Origin of the sequence: Psychrosphaera sp. 1_MG-2023 (genome assembly GCF_030548245.1) — a bacterium.
GTDB classification, from domain to species: Bacteria; Pseudomonadota; Gammaproteobacteria; order Enterobacterales; family Alteromonadaceae; genus Psychrosphaera; species Psychrosphaera algicola.
On sequence record NZ_JAUORW010000034.1, the window covers coordinates 1 to 19,311 of the forward strand.

At 40.2% G+C, this 19,311-nt stretch carries 17 protein-coding genes and 2 tRNA genes; 10 read left to right on the forward strand and 9 right to left on the reverse strand.

Annotated elements, in window-relative coordinates; genetic code table 11:
* The 4 genes from Q4575_RS19140 to dnaQ all read right to left on the reverse strand — a co-directional run bounded on the left by Q4575_RS19140 (window position 1) and on the right by dnaQ (window position 2,384).
* Window positions 1-77, reverse strand: a tRNA-Asp gene (locus Q4575_RS19140).
* Between the two features lie 30 nt (window positions 78-107).
* Window positions 108-184: transfer RNA gene (locus tag Q4575_RS19145), tRNA-Asp, on the reverse strand.
* A gap of 101 nt (window positions 185-285) precedes the next feature.
* Window positions 286-1,698, reverse strand: coding sequence for a TIGR03503 family protein (locus tag Q4575_RS19150; protein WP_303523889.1), 1,413 nt, complete (start codon window positions 1,696-1,698; stop codon window positions 286-288).
* Complete coding sequence (gene dnaQ, locus Q4575_RS19155; RefSeq protein ID WP_215962076.1) at window positions 1,674-2,384, reverse strand: DNA polymerase III subunit epsilon; 711 nt, start codon at window positions 2,382-2,384, stop codon at window positions 1,674-1,676. Before dnaQ ends, Q4575_RS19150 begins: the two co-directional genes overlap by 25 nt.
* Before the next feature lie 83 nt (window positions 2,385-2,467).
* On the opposite strand from dnaQ, the gene rnhA reads away from it, so the two are divergent.
* Window positions 2,468-2,929 carry a ribonuclease HI gene (gene rnhA / locus Q4575_RS19160; protein ID WP_215962077.1) on the forward strand — a complete coding sequence of 154 codons (462 nt, stop codon included), beginning with the start codon at window positions 2,468-2,470 and terminating at the stop codon, window positions 2,927-2,929.
* A 74-nt stretch (window positions 2,930-3,003) separates the two neighbouring features.
* On the opposite strand, the gene Q4575_RS19165 is transcribed toward rnhA, so the two are convergent.
* The gene (locus tag Q4575_RS19165) at window positions 3,004-4,527 is read right to left on the reverse strand and encodes a fumarate hydratase (RefSeq protein WP_215962078.1); all 1,524 of its coding nucleotides are present in this window, start codon (window positions 4,525-4,527) and stop codon (window positions 3,004-3,006) included.
* Window positions 4,528-4,810: 283 nt separating this feature from the next.
* On the opposite strand from Q4575_RS19165, the gene pabB reads away from it, so the two are divergent.
* From pabB to Q4575_RS19180, 3 genes are all read left to right on the forward strand, one after another.
* Window positions 4,811-6,166: an aminodeoxychorismate synthase component I gene (gene pabB / locus Q4575_RS19170; RefSeq protein ID WP_215962079.1), complete on the forward strand. Its 1,356-nt coding sequence runs from the start codon at window positions 4,811-4,813 to the stop codon at window positions 6,164-6,166.
* Window positions 6,167-6,212: 46 nt separating this feature from the next.
* Complete coding sequence (locus tag Q4575_RS19175) at window positions 6,213-6,794, forward strand: CoA pyrophosphatase (protein ID WP_303523890.1); 582 nt, start codon at window positions 6,213-6,215, stop codon at window positions 6,792-6,794.
* 82 nt (window positions 6,795-6,876) lie between these two features.
* Complete coding sequence (locus Q4575_RS19180) at window positions 6,877-8,253, forward strand: L-serine ammonia-lyase (protein ID WP_303523891.1); 1,377 nt, start codon at window positions 6,877-6,879, stop codon at window positions 8,251-8,253.
* 195 nt (window positions 8,254-8,448) lie between these two features.
* Here Q4575_RS19180 and Q4575_RS19185 read toward each other — a convergent pair whose 3' ends face one another.
* Entirely contained in the window at window positions 8,449-9,210 is a 762-nt protein-coding gene (locus Q4575_RS19185) for a polysaccharide deacetylase family protein (protein WP_215962082.1), read from the reverse strand.
* A gap of 142 nt (window positions 9,211-9,352) precedes the next feature.
* Between Q4575_RS19185 and Q4575_RS19190 the strand changes: the two genes are divergently transcribed.
* Window positions 9,353-10,549 carry a cysteine desulfurase gene (locus Q4575_RS19190; protein ID WP_303523892.1) on the forward strand — a complete coding sequence of 399 codons (1,197 nt, stop codon included), beginning with the start codon at window positions 9,353-9,355 and terminating at the stop codon, window positions 10,547-10,549.
* An 11-nt stretch (window positions 10,550-10,560) separates the two neighbouring features.
* The gene (locus Q4575_RS19195) at window positions 10,561-10,989 is read left to right on the forward strand and encodes a SufE family protein (RefSeq protein WP_215962084.1); all 429 of its coding nucleotides are present in this window, start codon (window positions 10,561-10,563) and stop codon (window positions 10,987-10,989) included.
* Window positions 10,990-11,074: 85 nt separating this feature from the next.
* Here the strand turns inward: Q4575_RS19195 and Q4575_RS19200 are convergent, their stop codons facing one another.
* Both Q4575_RS19200 and Q4575_RS19205 read right to left on the reverse strand, forming a co-directional pair.
* Window positions 11,075-11,896: an L-type lectin-domain containing protein gene (locus Q4575_RS19200; protein WP_303523893.1), complete on the reverse strand. Its 822-nt coding sequence runs from the start codon at window positions 11,894-11,896 to the stop codon at window positions 11,075-11,077.
* 124 nt (window positions 11,897-12,020) lie between these two features.
* Entirely contained in the window at window positions 12,021-13,085 is a 1,065-nt protein-coding gene (locus tag Q4575_RS19205; protein WP_303523894.1) for a DUF3549 family protein, read from the reverse strand.
* Between the two features lie 99 nt (window positions 13,086-13,184).
* Here Q4575_RS19205 and Q4575_RS19210 point away from each other — a divergent pair, with 99 nt between their 5' ends.
* The 3 genes from Q4575_RS19210 (at window position 13,185) to Q4575_RS19220 (ending at window position 14,769) form a co-directional block, all read left to right on the forward strand.
* On the forward strand, window positions 13,185-13,514 hold the full coding sequence (locus tag Q4575_RS19210; RefSeq protein WP_215962087.1) for a YqcC family protein: 330 nt from the start codon (window positions 13,185-13,187) through the stop codon (window positions 13,512-13,514).
* On the forward strand, window positions 13,507-14,262 hold the full coding sequence (truC, locus tag Q4575_RS19215; protein WP_215962088.1) for a tRNA pseudouridine(65) synthase TruC: 756 nt from the start codon (window positions 13,507-13,509) through the stop codon (window positions 14,260-14,262). Before Q4575_RS19210 ends, truC begins: the two co-directional genes overlap by 8 nt.
* A gap of 66 nt (window positions 14,263-14,328) precedes the next feature.
* Window positions 14,329-14,769, forward strand: coding sequence for a flavodoxin domain-containing protein (locus Q4575_RS19220; RefSeq protein ID WP_215962089.1), 441 nt, complete (start codon window positions 14,329-14,331; stop codon window positions 14,767-14,769).
* A gap of 135 nt (window positions 14,770-14,904) precedes the next feature.
* Here Q4575_RS19220 and topA read toward each other — a convergent pair whose 3' ends face one another.
* A complete protein-coding gene (topA, locus tag Q4575_RS19225) occupies window positions 14,905-17,541 on the reverse strand; it encodes a type I DNA topoisomerase (RefSeq protein WP_215962090.1) in 2,637 nt (878 codons plus the stop codon).
* Window positions 17,542-17,894: 353 nt separating this feature from the next.
* On the opposite strand from topA, the gene astB reads away from it, so the two are divergent.
* Complete coding sequence (gene astB, locus Q4575_RS19230) at window positions 17,895-19,244, forward strand: N-succinylarginine dihydrolase (protein WP_303523895.1); 1,350 nt, start codon at window positions 17,895-17,897, stop codon at window positions 19,242-19,244.
* Window positions 19,245-19,311: the final 67 nt, after the last annotated feature.

Consider the following 19,311-nt stretch of genomic DNA (forward strand, 5'->3'; position numbering starts at 1 on the left):
TGGCGGAACGGACGAGACTCGAACTCGCGACCCCCGGCGTGACAGGCCGGTATTCTAACCAACTGAACTACCGCTCCAGTCTTAACACTAAATCATATCAAAGTAATTGGCGGAACGGACGAGACTCGAACTCGCGACCCCCGGCGTGACAGGCCGGTATTCTAACCAACTGAACTACCGCTCCAGTTACTTCGATACATGTTGCTAAACAACGGCGCGAATATTAAAGTTTGAATCAGACCCCGTCAACAACTTTTTTCATAAATACGTTTTTTTGGTCACTTTCTAGTCTTCTGGCAAGCTAAGGTCTAAAATATCATCAGAACTGTCCAAGTCTAGGCTGTTTTTATCGACCTTTTCTTTTTTCCCTGCAGACTTATCACCGCCGGATTTTTTAAGTTTTATTAATTTAATTAAGTTCATAGGGTTTGGAAATGCCTTATTTAAGACAACAACCCAAATAATTATAAATCCAATAACCAATATAATCAGATTAATCAATATCACAAGGCCGATTGAAAGCTCTGGTTCTACTTCAACGGGAACAACCTCAACCGCTTTTTCAGACAACAGTTGTTCTTGCGACATCTCAGGTAAAATTTCAGCCTCGATTTCGGGGCCAGTTGTGACTATCTCATAAACAGGTAACTTAAGTTTAAAGTCGCGCCCAGACAAATCATTTCCAAAAACCTCAGTCGTTATTTTAAACGTACCAAATTCACTTTGAAAAATTTCTAACTCTCTTATGTGTTGCTCTGACAAACTAAAAGTTTGAGTTTCACCATTTGGAAATTCGATCAGGCCTTGAAACATCAATTTATCAGCTTCAATATACATAGGGTCAGCTTCAATCGTTACATAGTGGTATCGTTCGTTAGGGCCGGCTAATTTAACTTTATAGGATATTGGACTAGGTAGGACCGTAATAGGCTCATGTTCAATTTCACGTCCAAATAGTTCGGCTTCTAGTGTGTATTTAGGCATCCAAGTGCCAGTGACAACATCTATATAGTATGAAAGCGTAAAGACGCCGTCATTTGGCTTTTCGTCTAGCCCTTTGCCATCATCAAAAAATTCACCTAATCGATATAAATCGGCACCAAAGTTTTCTTGGTCTAAGTCATTAGTCGAATAAAGCGCTGAACGCACACGGACAACACTTCTAAAACCACTTTCGCTTATTATTTCTTGCGCATTAACTATCTTTGCTTCCGCTTTTAACACTTCATATTGGAAAATAAGGTCTGGTAATTTATCAACAATTAATTCAACTTCAGATAAGACTAAAACTTTACTGTCTTTTTCGATCATTCCAAGCGCTTGCCAAGGCCCAGCAATTGGATTTTTAATTCTTATTAAGTCAAAGTTAACGTCGGCATGCCACTCAAGGTTAATGCCATCGGCATCGCGAGTATAAAGTTTTGAACCATCAGGGCGGACAAGAACAATTGGTTTTGAACCGTGTTTTCGGAAAAACAACATTAGCAATTCATCAACTTCATAATCAACGCGAAATCGATTATTGAGTAATTTTACTTGGTTGCTGCCTTCAAAATTCTTAAGAAAAGCCAATTTTGGTACTGGATTGACTTGTTTTCCGTCAACTGGAATAGAAACCGGATTAACATTTACCGCATTGGCAAATGAGGATACAAATAAAAAAAGTGAAAAAATTATTGTTGTTGTGAATTTCGCCACAAACATGCTCCGTTTTTCTCTACAAGGTCGAGGCGGCTTTCATGTGCCTCTATTTCATTTTGTTCGGCAAATACAACTTTTAAATTACGTTGTTTGACCGTCGAATTTTCGATATTACTTAATCCCGCTGATTTTAGCTGTTGCGCCAAATCTAAATCGCCCTGCCCACCCGTCATTCTAAGGAAAACATCGGCTAAGATCTCAGAATCCAGCAAGGCGCCGTGCATCGTACGGTGTGTATTATCTATTTCATAACGACGACACAAGGCATCAAGATTATTCTTTTGGCCAGGGTGCTTATCGCGGGCCATAACTAGTGTATCGACAATTCCACAGAAATCTGCAGTTTGAGTCCAATCTTGCCACAACTTACCAAATTCGTTATCCATATGACCTATGTCAAATGGCGCATTATGGATGACTAACTCGCCACCGCGAATATAATCAAAAAACTCATCTGCGATATCTTTAAATAGTGGCTTGCCTTGAAGGAATTCATTTGTAATACCATGTACACCAATGGCTTCGTCTTCAATTGCACGACATGGGTCAATATAAACATGGAAGTTATTCCCTGTTAATCGTCTATTGATCATTTCCACACAACCAATTTCAATGATCCTATGACCCGCTTTCGGGTCGATACCTGTGGTTTCTGTATCGAGAATTATTTGTCGTTTTGCCATGAATCGTTTTTATTATTAATGTGATGTGGGTAGAGTATACTCCCTCTTCAGATTGAAAATCATCTTATTGGAGCTTTCATTTAATGAAATCTGTGAAAATTTATACCGACGGTTCTTGTTTAGGTAACCCCGGACCGGGTGGGTATGGGGCGTTAATGCTTTATAACGACCACAAAAAAGAATTAAGCCAAGGATACAAACTGACCACAAACAACCGCATGGAGTTGTTAGCTGTCATTAAAGCATTAGAAGCGTTAACGCAAAAATGCCAAGTATCTATTACCACCGACAGTAACTATGTTAAAGACGGTATTACTAAGTGGATAATTAATTGGAAAAAAAACGGTTGGAAAACCGCGGCGAAGCAACCTGTCAAAAATGTCGACCTTTGGAAGTTGCTTGACGAGCAAGTCGCACGTCATGACATAAAGTGGTTTTGGGTAAAAGGCCATTCAGGTCACCCAGAAAACGAACGTGTTGATGACTTAGCAAGAGACGCAGCAGAGTCTGGTGACTTTTTAGTTGATGCTGGTTTTAAAAAGTAACATCGTAGTATTAAACGAAAAAAGAGGAACCTAGGTTCCTCTTTTTAATTCTAAAGTAAATGTTTTACTAAAATCTATTTCGCTTTTTTAGCGTCTGCAATCTTGCCACGCCAAATCGCTGGGCCGGTTTCATGTACGTTGTTGCCGGTAGAATCTACTGCAACAGATACTGGCATATCTTCTACTTCAAACTCATAAATAGCTTCCATACCTAAATCTTCAAATGCCACAACGCGTGATTTTTTGATTGCTTTAGATACTAAATAAGCCGCGCCGCCGACAGCCATTAAGTAAACCGCTTTTTGTTTAGCGATAGAGTCAACTGTTGCTGGACCTCGTTCCGATTTACCAATCATGCCAATAAGGCCAGTTTGCTCTAACATCATGTCAGTAAATTTGTCCATGCGTGTTGCTGTCGTTGGGCCAGCTGGGCCAACGACTTCGTCGCCAACCGCGTCAACAGGACCTACGTAATAAATAAAACGATTGGTGAAATCAACACCTTCCGGCAAACCTTCACCTCGGTCTAACATGTCTTTAATGCGCTTATGAGCAGCATCACGACCCGTTAGTATTTTACCGCTTAATAGTACTGTTTCACCTGCTTTCCAGTCAGCGATATCAGCTTTTGTGCAATTATCGATGTTAACTCGACGCACATTTTCACCAAGCTCCCATGTAACTTTTGGCCAATCTTCTAATTTTGGTGGCTGTAAATTTGCAGGACCAGAACCATCTAAGAAAAAGTGAGCATGACGAGTCGCAGCGCAGTTTGGAATAAGCACTACTGGTTTAGATGCCGCATGAGTCGGGCAAGACTTAATTTTAATATCAACAACGGTAGTTAAACCACCAAGCCCCTGAGCGCCTATACCTAAATCATTAACAGCATTGTAGATGTCGATGCGAAGTTGTTCGTCCGTTGTTTCAGCGCCTTTTTCCATTAGTGCAGGCATATCAACAGGGTCCATTAAAGACTCTTTCGCCATTACAGCCGCTTTCTCTGCCGTACCGCCAATACCTATTCCTAACATCCCTGGAGGACACCAACCTGCCCCCATAGTTGGTACAGTTTTTTTGATCCATTCAACAATATCGTCAGACGGATTTAACATCGCCATTTTAGATTTGTTTTCACTACCGCCGCCCTTCGCTGCAATCATCACTTCAATCTTATCGCCCGCAACTAAATCGATATGGACAACAGAAGGGGTATTGTCTTTGGTATTTTTACGTGCCCCAGCTGGGTCGGCAACAATTGACGCTCTTAGTGGATTATCTGAATTTAAATATGCCTGACGTGTACCTTCATCAACCATTTCTTGAACGGTTAACGCCGTATTATCCCACTTAACGTCCATACCCACTTTAACAAAACAAGTTACGATACCCGTATCTTGGCATATCGGACGACGTCCCTCTGCAGACATTCTTGAGTTTATTAAAATTTGTGCCATAGCGTCTTTAGCGGCCGGGTTTTGTTCCCGGTTATAGGCGTCTTCAACTGCTTTAACGTAGTCAAGTGGATGATAGTAGGAAATGTATTGCAGAGCATCGGCGATACTTTCAATAAAATCGGCTTGGCGGATTACCGTCATAATGACCTCTATTTTGTTTTGTATATTGGAAACAACTTATAAATTATAGTTGTTAATTTATGCTGTGTGTCATTTGTTTGTTCATCTTCGTTGACAAAAATCTCAAATGAGGAGATTAAAACCTAATTTACTTCCTAGTGTCGATGTAAATTAACTGAAATTTAGACACGAGGATGATACTCTTCCGAAAAACGTAAGCCAACAATTTAACAACGCAAATTTGTTGAAATTAGTAACTTTTTCGCTTAGTTAATAACCAGATAGTTTAATTGGACGTAAAAATATGTTTGTCAAACAGCTCCCAGTTTCCCCTTCGGAGTTAACCAATTTGCTGCAATCTCTACAACATAATAGTGGAACTGCATTTTTAGACTCGGCCTCGAGTGACCACAACAATAGCAATTTTTCTGTTTTTGCATGGGCGCCTCGATTTACACTTGTGGCCGACTTAAAAACAACCAGCATCTTTGAAAACAACCAGTTAATCGGAACAAGTTCTGCTGACCCACTAAGTTTAGTTAATCAATATTTGCAAACTATTCCACATGTAGACTCTAAATTGCCCTTCACTGGCGGCGCGATTGGTTATTGGGATTACGAACTTGGCGGTCGATATGAATCCTTACCTGCACCTAAAAACACGGATATATCGATGCCAAACATGCACGTTGGCATTTACGATCAAATCTTATTGTTTAAACCTAATTACACTGAAGTCTATTTTATTAGTCATCGCGAAAACGCTTCTGAAACATTCACTCAGCTTAATGACGTAAGCAAACAACCTAATTTGTTTGATAAGCCATTTAAATTAACCAGTCAGTGGCGGTCAAACATGACAAGAGCTGAATACGAAACCAAATTTGATAAGGTACAAGAATATTTATTATCGGGTGATTGTTACCAAATTAACTTGGCACAACGTTTTAAAGCTTCCTATCTTGGCGACGAATGGAACGCCTATTTAAGTTTACGAGAGAAAAACGCTGCGCCATTTTCGAGTTTTATTCGAATCGACCAAGGCGCAATTTTAAGCGTTTCACCAGAGCGTTTTTTACAGGTTTGTAACAATAAAATTGAAACGAAACCCATTAAAGGCACTCGCCCTCGTTCTAAGGACAAACAACGAGACATTGCAAATGCAAACGAACTCGCAGTCGCCGAAAAAGACCGAGCAGAAAATTTAATGATTGTTGATTTATTGCGAAATGACTTAAGTAAAGTCGCGGTTCCCGGCAGTGTTTTAGTACCGCAATTATTTGCGATAGAAAGTTTTCCTGCAGTGCATCATTTAGTCAGCACAGTAACAGCGTCGATCCGCCCACCGTTCACTGCAATTGATTTATTGCGCGGTGCGTTTCCCGGAGGTTCCATTACAGGTGCACCTAAAATAAGAGCGATGGAGATCATTCATGAATTGGAACCTGATCCTCGAAGTGTGTATTGTGGCGCAATTGGGTATATCAAACCAAACGGCGACATGGACACAAATATCACCATCCGAACTTTAGTATGTAATCAACAACATATTTACTGTTGGGCCGGAGGTGGCCTTGTTGCTGACTCCATTTGTGACTCCGAATATCAAGAAACACTTGATAAGGTAAATCGCATTTTGCCAATTTTGGCCGCTATGTAACGGTTAATGAACAAGGTTATCAATCGAGTAAATTAGTAGGATAATTATGTCACCAGAGCATTTTTCAAGCCGATTTAGTTTGTTTCAAATAGATAGTCGTGACGCCCGTTACGAGGGGTTTTATACACCCAACCAAAGTTCAAAAGAGGCCGCTGTGTTAGTCCCTGTTGTAATAAGACCAACTGGGTTACACCTATTGTTTACGCAACGTGCAGAACATATGAGACAACACCCTGGCCAAATTAGTTTCCCTGGAGGTCGTATAGAGCATGACGACCCTAGCTTTTTGGCGGCTGCACTACGAGAAACAGAAGAAGAAATTGGGATCCCAGCGGCTCAAGTAAAACCGATTGGCTGGTTACCAAGTTTGCATTCCATCTCTAACTACACAATCCATCCATTAGTTGGATTTATCGATACTTCGACAAATTTAAATCTAAACCCCGACGAAGTCGCCCATAGCTTTGAAGTTCCATTAGAGCATTTTAGAAGTCGTAAAAACCATTCAACCATAAGCCCTACAAGAAAAAATAAAACTCAGGTTGTGCATTTCATGCCGTACAAGAACAAATTAATTTGGGGCGTTACTGCGACCATTATAGATAAACTGGTCCTACATCTCGGATAAATTAATCTCATGTGTATCATGATGTGAAAGCTTACAATCTAGGATACAATTACAACGTCTTTTTTAACGAGTTGTTAATTTTATGCTTAGTGTTTTTGATATGTTTAGTATTGGTATCGGTCCGTCAAGTTCACATACTGTAGGCCCAATGCGCGCAGCAAGAGAATTTGTGCTTTCGTTATCAATTAATAACCAAATGGCAAACGTCACCCATATTAAAACAGAATTATTTGGTTCTTTAGGCCAAACAGGTATTGGTCACGGTTCGGGTAAAGCGGTTATTTTGGGGTTGTTAGGTGAAGAGCCTGAATCAATTGACCCAAATACGGTTGCAGAAAAACTATCGGAAATTGAAACAACGCAAACAATTAATTTAAATGGTCAACACTTAGCGAACTTCCCACGCAAAGACGCAATTGTATTTCATCGCAGAAAAACCCTGCCTTTACATTCTAATGGCATGACCTTAAAAGCATTTAACAAAAATGAGTTGGTCGCAGAGCAAACCTTCTATTCTATTGGCGGTGGCTTCATCGTAAAACATGAACATTTTGCCCAACAAAAAGCGGCGGCCACAACCCAATTAGATACACTTGTCGTGCCTTATGAGTTTTCGACAGGTAAGCAATTATTAGAATTGTGTTTAGAACACGGCCTTTCAATTCCTGCGCTAATGATGGCTAACGAGGTTGTGAGTCAGCCAAAATCCGACGTTAAAGCTAAATTAGTTGAGCTTTGGAATGTGATGTCCGCGTGTATCGACAGAGGCATTGAAACTGAAGGTATTTTACCTGGCGGCCTAAAAGTAAAACGCCGTGCCCCTTCCCTTTACCGAAAATTAAGCTCAGAGCAAAGTAATGATCCTCTTACCGTTATGGACTGGGTTAACCTGTTTGCTATGGCGGTTAATGAAGAAAACGCCGACGGTGGCCGAGTTGTAACAGCCCCAACTAACGGTGCAGCAGGTATAATTCCTGCTGTTGCTATGTATTATCACAAATTTGTAAAACCACTAAATGAAGAACTAATCGTCCGATATTTATTAACCGCCGGTGCCATTGGGATCTTATATAAAAAGAACGCGTCAATATCGGGTGCAGAAGTTGGATGCCAAGGGGAAGTTGGTGTTGCTTGTTCAATGGCAGCTGGCGCACTGGCTGAAATTCAAGGTGCGAGTGTTGAACAAGTTGAAAACGCGGCAGAGATTGGTATGGAGCATAACCTAGGTTTAACCTGCGACCCCGTTGGCGGCTTAGTTCAGGTTCCATGTATCGAACGTAATGCGATGGGAGCAATTAAAGCAATTAATGCTGCTCGCTTGGCACTGCGCGGAACTGGCGGTCAAAAAGTTTCTTTAGATAAAGTGATAAAAACCATGTGGGATACGGGCAACGACATGAAATCTAAATACAAAGAAACCGCTCGCGGTGGTTTGGCTGTAAACATAACAGAATGTTAATTAGCAGTTCATTTCAGTTAACGCATTTAATTAACTAAAATTTATGCTGATAATTATCGAGCTGTTCGATCAGTCTCCACCGTATATGTTGTTCGCTATAAACTCTCCATCAGAGCTATAGCGAACATTAAAAAACCAACCGCGTAGAATTAGCGGAATAACTCAGCGTCGACAACGTTATTAAATTCTAATCGTCTACTTCTTATTAAATTCCGCTACATAACTCATGATATTAATATAACTGTCAGTCCAATATTGTTCTTTGTGGCTTGCTAAATAAGCTACTAACTGACGGTGTGCTTCAGTCGATACGGATAAATGATCGCCGCCAATTCCGTGAAAAATAAAGGTCACCGCTCCCCCTTTGGCCTGCTGGCCTTTAACGTATTCAATTAGCTGCTGACCGCTAACCCCGTGAGGCATATAAACTTTATCGTATATTTTTCCATACTTGTTCTGCCACTTTATTGCGACAAAGTCGTCTTGAAGTGCTTCAACATAATTGCCATTGTCTGTCACAATGTCGCCACAGGGTGGCGTGTAAGTTCGTTTGGTTTTACCATCAATGCTAAAAAGTATTGCATTGGCCATTCTTACTTCTTCCCAAATTGCTTGGTTAGATGTGGTATCCAAATTTCTATGTTCTGGCACCCACGATCGACCTTCTTCATTCTTTCGACATGGATGAAAAATAGTATGGTTACCGAGTTCATGGCCGTCCTTAGCAATTTGTCGCCACTCTTCTAAACGTGTTTGAACTGTAGAGTTCGATAACGTCAGAAAAAAGGAACCGTGAATATTGTATTTATTTAATACCGGAATGGCGTTATCTAATTGTGAATTGAGCGCGTCATCGTAAGACAGGTTCACCGCAAGCTTTGCGTTATTTGGCCAAATGATTTCTGAAGCATTTGTCGTTAAGGAGATAGAAAACAGGCTAAACAATACAAAAGCCATTTTAGATTTCAAAATTAATATCATAAGCGTCAATAGTTAAAAAGTTGAAGAGTCTATACTAGGCGGCTCATTTTAAATTTCCAATTTTTTCTCGTTATGTTAACTGGTATAATCTTTCTTTTTCATAGTTTGTAATTTCATCATGTCGCTTCGAAGTCAGTTTCCATTTTTCCAACAGGGCCCCATTGTTTATTTAGACAGTGCAGCCACGACTCAGAAACCACAAAGCGTTATAGACTCAATAACCCGTTATTACCAACATGAAAACACCACAGTCCATCGCAGTGCCTTTTCTCAAGCAAGTGCTTTAACCGACAAATACGAATCAATCCGAGCCAATGTCGCCAGTTTTATAGGCTCCACACACGCCCAAAATATAATTTGGACTAAAGGGACAACGGACAGTATTAATTTAGCCGCCATGGCTTGGGGCAATCAGAATATATCATCAGACGACCTAATCGTTGTTTTAGGCAGTGAACATCACGCTAATTTCGTTCCATGGCAACAACTCGCTAAACTCAAAAATGCCCATTTTAAAGTGGTTAATGTATTACCAAACGGCGATATTGACCTTTCCCATTTTGAGTCTCTCATGCTGCTACAGCCTAAACTGGTTGCGATTCAACATTGTTCAAATGCGCTAGGGAATATTTACCCGGTTAAGCAACTTGTAGAGCGGGCTAAAAAGTCAGGGGCAACAACACTGGTCGACGGAGCTCAAGCTATAGCCCATGTGCCGGTCAATGTCGAAGATATTGGTTGTGACTTTTATGCATTTTCTGGTCACAAAATGTATGGGCCAACGGGCATCGGTGTTTTATATGTCAACAACAGGATAAAACACCAATTAACGCCTGTTCAATTTGGTGGTGAAATGATCAGCCATGTATCAATTGAAAAAACAGAGTTTCGGCCATTCCCCCATTTCCTAGAAACAGGAACGCCAAATATAGCGGGCATAATCGGTTTAGGTGCAGCCCTTGAATTTATCCAGTCAAAGATGTTTTTTGAAGCATCAAAATCGTCTGCGTCGCTTTACCAATACTTAATAAATCAACTACATGATATTGGAACCGTTAGAGTCTTGGGCAATACCAACAAAAACATCGGTGTTGTTTCTTTTGTTGTAGAAGACGAATCGGCTAGTGATATAGGCGCTCTGCTTAATGAACAACATATCGCGGTGCGCTGCGGGCATCATTGTGCTATGCCATTAATGACAGCATTAGGCATATCAGGTACTGTCCGTGTATCGCTTGGTTGTTACAATAATAAAGGTGACATTGATTTATTTATAACCGCCTTAAATAAATCACTTTCCCTACTTACACTTTAAAGCTGGAACAAATGACTTTTCTACACCTCGCCAAACAATTTTCTATTTCACCTCAAAAAATAGAACAAACACTTAATTCCACTACAAGCTGGGAAACTCGCTATCGGGCGCTCATGTTATTGGGAAAAGCGCTACCCGCTTTTCCTGAACACGCCAAACGGGATGAAAATAGAGTATTAGGATGCGAAAGCAATGTTTGGTTATATGCATACTTAGAAGACGACAAGTACTATTTTGCGATTGGCTCCGATGCCAAAATAGTTAAAGGCCTTATTGCTATTTTATTAAGTAAGATTAACGGGCAAAGCCAAAAAGACATTATTGAATTTGACTTACAACAGTATTTGACTGATTTAAAAATATTTGGCCAACTAAGCAGTTCTAGAACAAATGGGCTTAATGCGATCCGCAATAGAGTTGTAGACTACTTGTCTAACTAAATAAAGACCGATTTAGTAAATTCTTATCACTAAAAAGCCGCGTTAATAAGCGGCTTTTTAGTGACATAGTTTTAACGTTATTGGGTTATTTCTTCTTAGATAACCGAACTAAACCTAACAAAGCGGCTGAGAGTATAAATAACGAACTAGGTTCAGGTACTTCTTCAAATGCAGATGTGCCATTTTTTTCATTTGAAAACTCCCAACTTAACAATTTGTGATTTGTATAAGCGCCGCCAGTAGCCGAGGTGAAACCAGCATAAACATGATCAGTACCTAAAATAGCAGCTAAGTCAGCGGTATGTGTTAAAGCGGCAGTACCAGGTAAGATATCTTGATCGTTAAAAAAGACATCAATAACTTTACTGGTATTGTCATAATTCAACCACGCATACCAAGTAATATTAGGGCTATCTAAGTTACTCAAACCAAGTGCATCTGTTGTTACTAATGCAGCCGAGTTAATATTGCCATTAAAGTTTATGCCAATATGGGAATCACTGCTTCCGTCACCAGCGCCATTGTTATAATTATCAAATTCCAGGCCAAAGCTATTACTAATACCTTGATACCCTATCCCTCCGCCACTTGTGCCAGCTTGATTACTTGAACTTTGCAAAGTGAAGACCATGCCGTCTGCACCACCGTTAATTTGGCCATCAAAATTGAACGAAAACTGCGTTGAAAATGAACCTTCGGTTAAATCAATTAAGTCAGTTGAAAAGACACTGCCATTTTTAGTTCCTTGAGCAGGTGTTAACTGTAATATATTACCCGCGACAACCTGCGCATCACCGTTTAAAGTTAACCCTACTGTCGAACTAAAGTCATTATATGTAATGACTGTCGCATTGGCTGTACCGACGACGCAGAAAAGTCCGATTTTGAATAATTTAGTTAAGTTCATAAAGTCCCAGTAATTTTATTTTATAATTAAACAAGTATTATTCAAAATCCATACCAAAAATTAAACCATTAATATTCAAAAGGTTAACTTAGAAAATTCTATTTATGTAAAAAATACTGACACTTTATGCCCGACCAAATACTCGTCCAATAGCCACAGAAATTGCATCGGGACGATTTGGATTACGCACTAAAGAAAGCAATGCCTGTCGCACTTCAGGGACAGCCACTAAATCGGAAAATAGACCGGCAAACAGGTTTTTATTGCCATGGGTGGCAACCTTTTCAAAGTAGGCCATCAAAACTTTTTCATCGTTAAGTAAATGCCACAAACGCCCTGCGATGACAATATATAGGGCTTCTTCCTCAGCCTCTTCGCTACTTAACAATTTAATCACTTGTTCTGTCAGTAAGGTTTTACTTTGGCTCCCTGCCATGCACCTTAAAGAATTGATCACTTGTTCGCGATCCCCTTGTTGTAAAAACTGGTTTTGCATTTCAATCAACTTTTCAGTCAAAGAAACGCCAATTTCAACATGCTCTAATGACGCTGCTAATGACCCCATAATTTGCACAGGGAGTTCATTTAAACAGTCACCTAATTTCTGGCCATTTTGCTCATCATTTATTCTAGCGCAATAATCGGCAATACCTTGAACCGTTAAGTCCTGCCATTTGTCACTATCTAACGCCCCGTAAAAGTAAGATTGTACGTGCTCATAATACATTGACGCAGGTTGCTTTAACTCAACTTTAACTTTGGCATTAAACATGGCCAATCGGTGTTGATCTGGCGTAAAAGAATAAGGGTGGTTGTCTAATTTGTCTGAATTATGGGTCCCTTGTGCAATAAGTTTATTACCAAGCTCTTTGATCACTAATGAAATGTAATGATCTCTTTGTTGTTGTTTTAACAACCCCATTTCGTCGAGTTCAAACTGGAGAAACCAAATAAACGGGTTTTTGCGGTGTGTTGGTGAGTCTGACTTATCCCAAAATACAAAGGCAAAACGGGCTTTTTTCTGAATCGGGTATGGATAAGGTTTTTGATTGAGTTCAATTTTGTCAAATTCAGATTTAGAAATCGTTTGGATCCGACGCCCTAAATCAAAAATTCTATACTGGGCGTTTGCCTGCTCCATTAACACACCTAACGTAGGTACCGGATTATTCTCAGAGGACTGACTCATAAAACTCATTATTTTTTATAATTACAGATGGTGCGAATTATAGGGACATTTGATGCTTAGTGGTATCATAGTCGCACTTTTTTACAAATTTATTTGCCAATGACAGCTAAAATCTCGACGTATTTAATCGAACTTCAAAACGCCTTAATTGAAGAACAACTATGGTCTTGTGAAACACCAACTGTAACAGCACTATCAAGTTTGGAACCCTTTGCAATCGACACATTGGAAATAGAACAATGGTTACAATTTATATTTATTCCTAAGATGAATGCACTGATCCAAGCAGGCAAGCCATTACCCACACAACTCCATTTGTCCCCGGTTGTACAAATGAGCTTTGCTAACCGTAACCTTGTCGCACCAAATACACTGGCCGCAGTTGCAGTTATTGATCGTAAATTTGTTGAGAAACCTTTTAATGCGTAAAATCGTTTTCACAGAAGCACCTGTAATTAGTGTCTTATATAAAGATGAATATATTGTCGTTATTGACAAGCCATCGGGTCTATTGGTCCACAGAAGTGAGATTGATAGGCATGAAACCTTGTTCGCTATCCAATTAACACGAGACACAATTGGGCAACATGTGTACCCAATACATCGACTAGATAGGCCCACCTCTGGGGTTTTGGTTTTTGCGTTAAGTTCTGATATTGCAAGGTTATTGTCAGAACAAATGCAAAACCATGTTATATCTAAAAAGTATCAGGCAATTGTCCGGGGACATTGTCCCGAACACGCCACGATAGACTATCCCTTGAAAGAAATTTTAGACAAAAAGTCTGACAAGTTAAAAGATAAATTAGCCGAGCCACAGTCAGCCATCACCACATTAACTAGGCTCGACATAGCGGAAATGCCTTTTGCTTCTGGGCGCTATGACACTTCGCGTTACTCACTTGTTGAACTAAGCCCTATCACTGGCAGAAAACATCAGTTAAGACGTCACATGGCCCACCTGAGACACCCGATGATAGGTGATACAACTCACGGTGATGGTAAACAAAACAAATCTGCTAGTATCAATTTAAACCTTCACAGATTGGCGCTGGTTGCTAAATCTATTAGTTTTGACCATCCAGTAAGTCATCAGCCATTAACCATAACCGCAAATCTTGATACATCATTAAAAAATGTATACCAAAAACTAGGCTGGCAAAAATGGTATTTTTGAGTTGCAGGTGATTACATCTTGCATGTTAGAATCGTTTATAATCAACTGAATACAAGGTCATTTTCCATGGCAAATATTGCAATCATAATGGGGTCGGTATACGGCGCTGCTGAATACTTAGCGGATACCATCGACAAAGAACTTAAAAAAGCAGGCCATACAACGACCTATAACGCCTCCCCCCTTGTTACGGACATCCATGATGTTGACGCATCGTTGATCATTACATCAACCACAGGGCAAGGCGATTTACCGTCCAACATAGAAGATTTTTATTTTGCTGCGCAGGACAAAAGGCCGTCACATGCAGGAAAGCCCTTTGGTGTTATTTGTTTAGGTGATTCTAGTTATGAGTCGTTTTGTGGTGCTGGTGAAAAGCTAGAAGAGTTATTTTATGAGTTACAAGGTCGAGCACCCATTCCGATGTTGAAAATTGACGCCTGTGAAACGTTAGACCCAGATAGTATTGCACTCCCGTGGTTACAAAATTGGCTTACCCAAATTTAAACGCCACTTCAACATAAACGACAAGAAGTCGTTGGATTCAAAAAATAACCTTAAGTGCCTTATTTTCTATTTCCCAAAAACAAAAAGGCTTTCATCTGAAAGCCTTTTGCAGTTGTATCATCGTATTCTAAACGTTTATTTTTTCTTACGTTTGTCTTCGACTTGCCACTTATCATCGGTGTACCAAGCACTCCACCCTGTCGCTTTACCTTCAGCATTTTCCGTCATGACATATTGCTGTTTGGTTTTTCGGCTAAAACGTACAACGGTTTTATTACCATCAGGGTCTTTAACCGGCGCGTCTGCTAAATAGTAAAACTTAGGACTGATCCTATCACGATACTTTTTCAATTCCGCCACAAGTGGTGCTCGAGTTTCACGTGATTTAGGGAAAGTCGATGCCGCCATAAATATACCTGAAGCGCCATCACGTAATACAAAATAACCATCTGACTTCGTGCATGGTAATTCTTTTAAGTGAACTGGATCTTCTTTTGGCGGCGCAGCTTCACCACTTTTAAGCAACTTGCGGGTGTTTTTACATTCTTCACCGGTACAACCAAAATATTTACCAAAGCGACCAGATTTAAGCTGCATATCACTGCCACACTTATCACACTCAATAAGTGGACCGTCATAGCCCTTAATTTTAAACTCGCCTTGTTCAACTACATGACCATCACAAATTGGGTTATTGCCGCAGATATGAATTTTACGTTTTTCGTCGATTAAATAACTGTCCATCGCAGTCGAACATTTAGGGCAACGCTTCATCTGACGAAGAACTTCAGTTTCAAGTTCTTCTTCATCTGACACATTTACGGCTTCTGCCTCATCACCATGAGTTAAATTCATGGTGTTGGTGCAACGCTCTTTAGGTGGCAAGGCATAACCTGAACACCCTAAAAACACCCCCGTTGAGGCCGTTCGAATATTCATGTCACGGCCACATTTGCTGCATTCAATATCGGTAGGGACTGGCGTATTTTCTCGCATCCCGCCGTCATCACTTTCACCAGCAGCTGTTGCTAACTTTTTGGTAAAGTCTTCATAAAATATATCTAACAAACGTTTCCATTCTAAATCACCTTCTGCCACTTCATCTAAACGACCTTCCATTTTGGCAGTAAAGTCATAGTTGAGTAATTCAGTGAAATTTTCTACCAATCTATCGGTGACAATTTCACCCATTTTTTCAGCATAAAATCGTTTGTTTTCAAGACGAACATAACCACGGTCTTGAATTGTTGAAATAATCGAAGCATATGTCGACGGACGACCAATACCACGTTTTTCCAATTCTTTAACTAAGCTCGCTTCTGAGAAACGCGCTATTGGTTTAGTAAAGTGTTGTTTTGGTAGCAATTCATTTAATGTAAGTGTTTCACCTACGGCAACATTTGGTAATTCAATATTGTCGTCATTGGCTTTTTTCATTGCACTTTGAACACGTGTCCAACCATCAAACTTTAATACGCGACCTTTAGCGCGCAATTCAAATTCACCAGCATTTACTGTTAAGTTTGTTACGTCATATTCAGCCGCTGTCATTTGACAGGCCAAAAATTGATTTCTAATTAAATCATACAAACGAACCGCATCACGTTCCATACTCGCCAATTGCTCAGCATCTACGCCAACACTTGACGGACGAATTGCTTCATGCGCCTCTTGAGCCCCTTCTTTACTTCCGTAAAGATTAGGTTTTTCAGGCAAATACTTGTCGCCAAATTCACTTTGAATATACATACGACATGCGCCAACCGCTTCCGAACTCAAATTCGTCGAATCGGTACGCATATACGTAATATGACCGGCTTCATATAAACGTTGAGCCATCATCATGGTTTTCTTAACACCAAAACCAAGTCGTGTACTCGCCGCTTGTTGAAGTGTTGAGGTAATAAACGGCGCAGAAGGACGACTTTTTGAAGGCTTATCTTCTCGATTTACAACGGTATATGTTTGCGCTTTAATGGCCGCAAGTATCGTGTCCATCTGTGCTTTGTTCGTTGGCTTAAACGCCTTTCCAGACTGTTTAGCCACCTCAAGCATAATTGGTTGTTTTTCAGCCGTTGCGGTATCTGCATGTAAACGCCAAAACTCTTCAGGCACAAACGCCTTAATTTCACGTTCGCGGTCAACAACTAAGCGCACAGCTACAGACTGAACTCTACCTGCTGATAACCCACGAGCGATCTTTTTCCACAATAATGGTGAAACCATAAAGCCAACAACGCGGTCAAGAAAACGCCTAGCTTGTTGTGCGTTAACACAATCAATATTTAACTCGCCGGGTTTAGAGAACGCTTGTTGAATTGCACTTTTGGTTATTTCGTTAAAAACAACTCGTTTAAATTTACTGTCGTCGCCGCCAATGATTTCACGAAGGTGCCAAGCGATAGCTTCCCCTTCTCTATCCAAATCCGTCGCGAGATAGATTTGGTCAGCGTTTGCTGCTAGTTTTTTTAATTCAGCGACAACTTTTTCTTTGCCAGGCAAGACTTGATAATTGGCCGCCCAGCCTTTTTCCGGATTGATCCCCATCCGGCCTACTAATGCTTCTTTGTCTTTTTTTGCTTTTAGTTTCGCTTTTTCTTCTACGGACAACCCTTTAGTGGATGCTCGCTCTGCCGGTTTTTTTGCACCACCAGACGTAGGAAGATCACGAATATGACCAACACTGGATTTCACGACAAAATCTTTGCCTAAGTACTTATTTATCGTCTTCGCTTTAGCCGGTGACTCAACGATGACCAGAGATTTTCCCATAATTCCTCAATCACTTAACAGGACGTTGCGCATTCTTTGCGTAGTTATACTAACTTATAAGATATATATGCGATTCTATTCGAACTCAAGGCAAATTCACCAACAATTTCTATGCAACATTTAGATTTTGTTGGTTAACTGCGTATAATATAACCTGTTTCATTACCTCGAAACGCACTAAATTCAATCCTTTCGGCGGAGAGGGTAAAATAAACAACATACAAATTACAAATAAAAATTAGAATAAAATCTGATTAGTTGATTGTTTTACAGAGGAAATGGAAAAAAGTCGAAAATTTTTTTCTGAATAATTATGTTATTCAGTCCGATAGCAGCTAGGAGTTATCTAAATAATGAAGTTTTTTGAAACAAATTTTGACGGTCTAGTCGGCCCTACACATAACTATGCGGGACTTTCAGTCGGAAATGTAGCATCACTAAATAACGCAAATGACATTTCTAATCCAAAAGCGGCTGCCAAACAAGGTTTGGCAAAAATGAAAGCGCTTCATGATATGGGCCTAAAACAAGGTGTTCTAGCTCCACAGGAACGTCCTGATTTAAATGCTCTGCGTCGTCTCGGATTCAGTGGGTCGGATGCAAGTGTGTTAGAACAGGCCGCTAAACAGAGCCCAGCGGTACTACGAGCAGTTTATTCTGCATCTAGCATGTGGACTGCCAATGCAGCGACGGTTTCGCCTAGTGGCGATACAGCGGACAATAAGGTTCATTTTACTCCAGCCAATTTAACCAACAAATTTCATCGTTCGTTAGAGCCGGAAACCAGTGGCCGAATTTTGAAAGCAATGTTTAATAACGAGCAACATTTTGCGCATCATACTCATCTTCCTGACAACGATCATTTTGGTGATGAAGGTGCAGCAAACCACACTCGCTTTTGTAGCGATTATGGCAGTAACGGTGTTGAAATGTTTGTATATGGTCGACATGCTTTTGATTCTTCAAAACCTGCACCGGTCAAATTTCCAGCTCGTCATACCTATGAAGCCTGCGAAGCTGTAGCACGATTACACAAATTGAATGAAAGCAATACGGTTTATGTTCAACAAAACCCAGATGTTATTGATCAAGGTGTGTTTCATAATGACGTTATTTCTGTTGGTAATCAAAACGTGCTGTTTTATCACGAACAAGCATTTTTAAATACCGAACAAAAACTAGCGGAACTTGGCAATAAATACGAAGCCGCAACGGGCAAGTCTATGCACTTTGTTAAAGTCCCAACGGCTCAAGTGTCGGTTGACGACGCAATTCGTACATACTTATTTAATACACAGTTAGTGGATATCGGCAATGGGCAAATGGCTATCATTGCGCCAATGGAATGCAGTGAAAACCCGAATGTTTCCGCCTATCTTGATAAGCTAGTGACCTTAGGAACACCAATTCAAAAAGTGCATTACTTTGACGTAAAACAGAGTATGCGAAACGGCGGTGGTCCTGCATGTCTGCGCCTACGAGTGGCATTAAGTGAGCAAGAGCTTGCCGCAACCAATCAAAACGTATTAATGTCTGATAAGTTGTTTGGGGAGTTAAATCACTGGGTTGACCGCAATTACCGTGACGAAATAAATGAAAGCGATTTACGTGATCCACAATTGGTCATCGAATCAAGACAAGCATTAGATGAGTTAACGCAAATATTACAACTTGGATCAGTTTACCCATTCCAAATTTGTTAATTTGTTAATTTGTTAATTTGTTAATTTGTTAATTTGTTAATTTGTTAATTTGTTAATTTGTTAATTT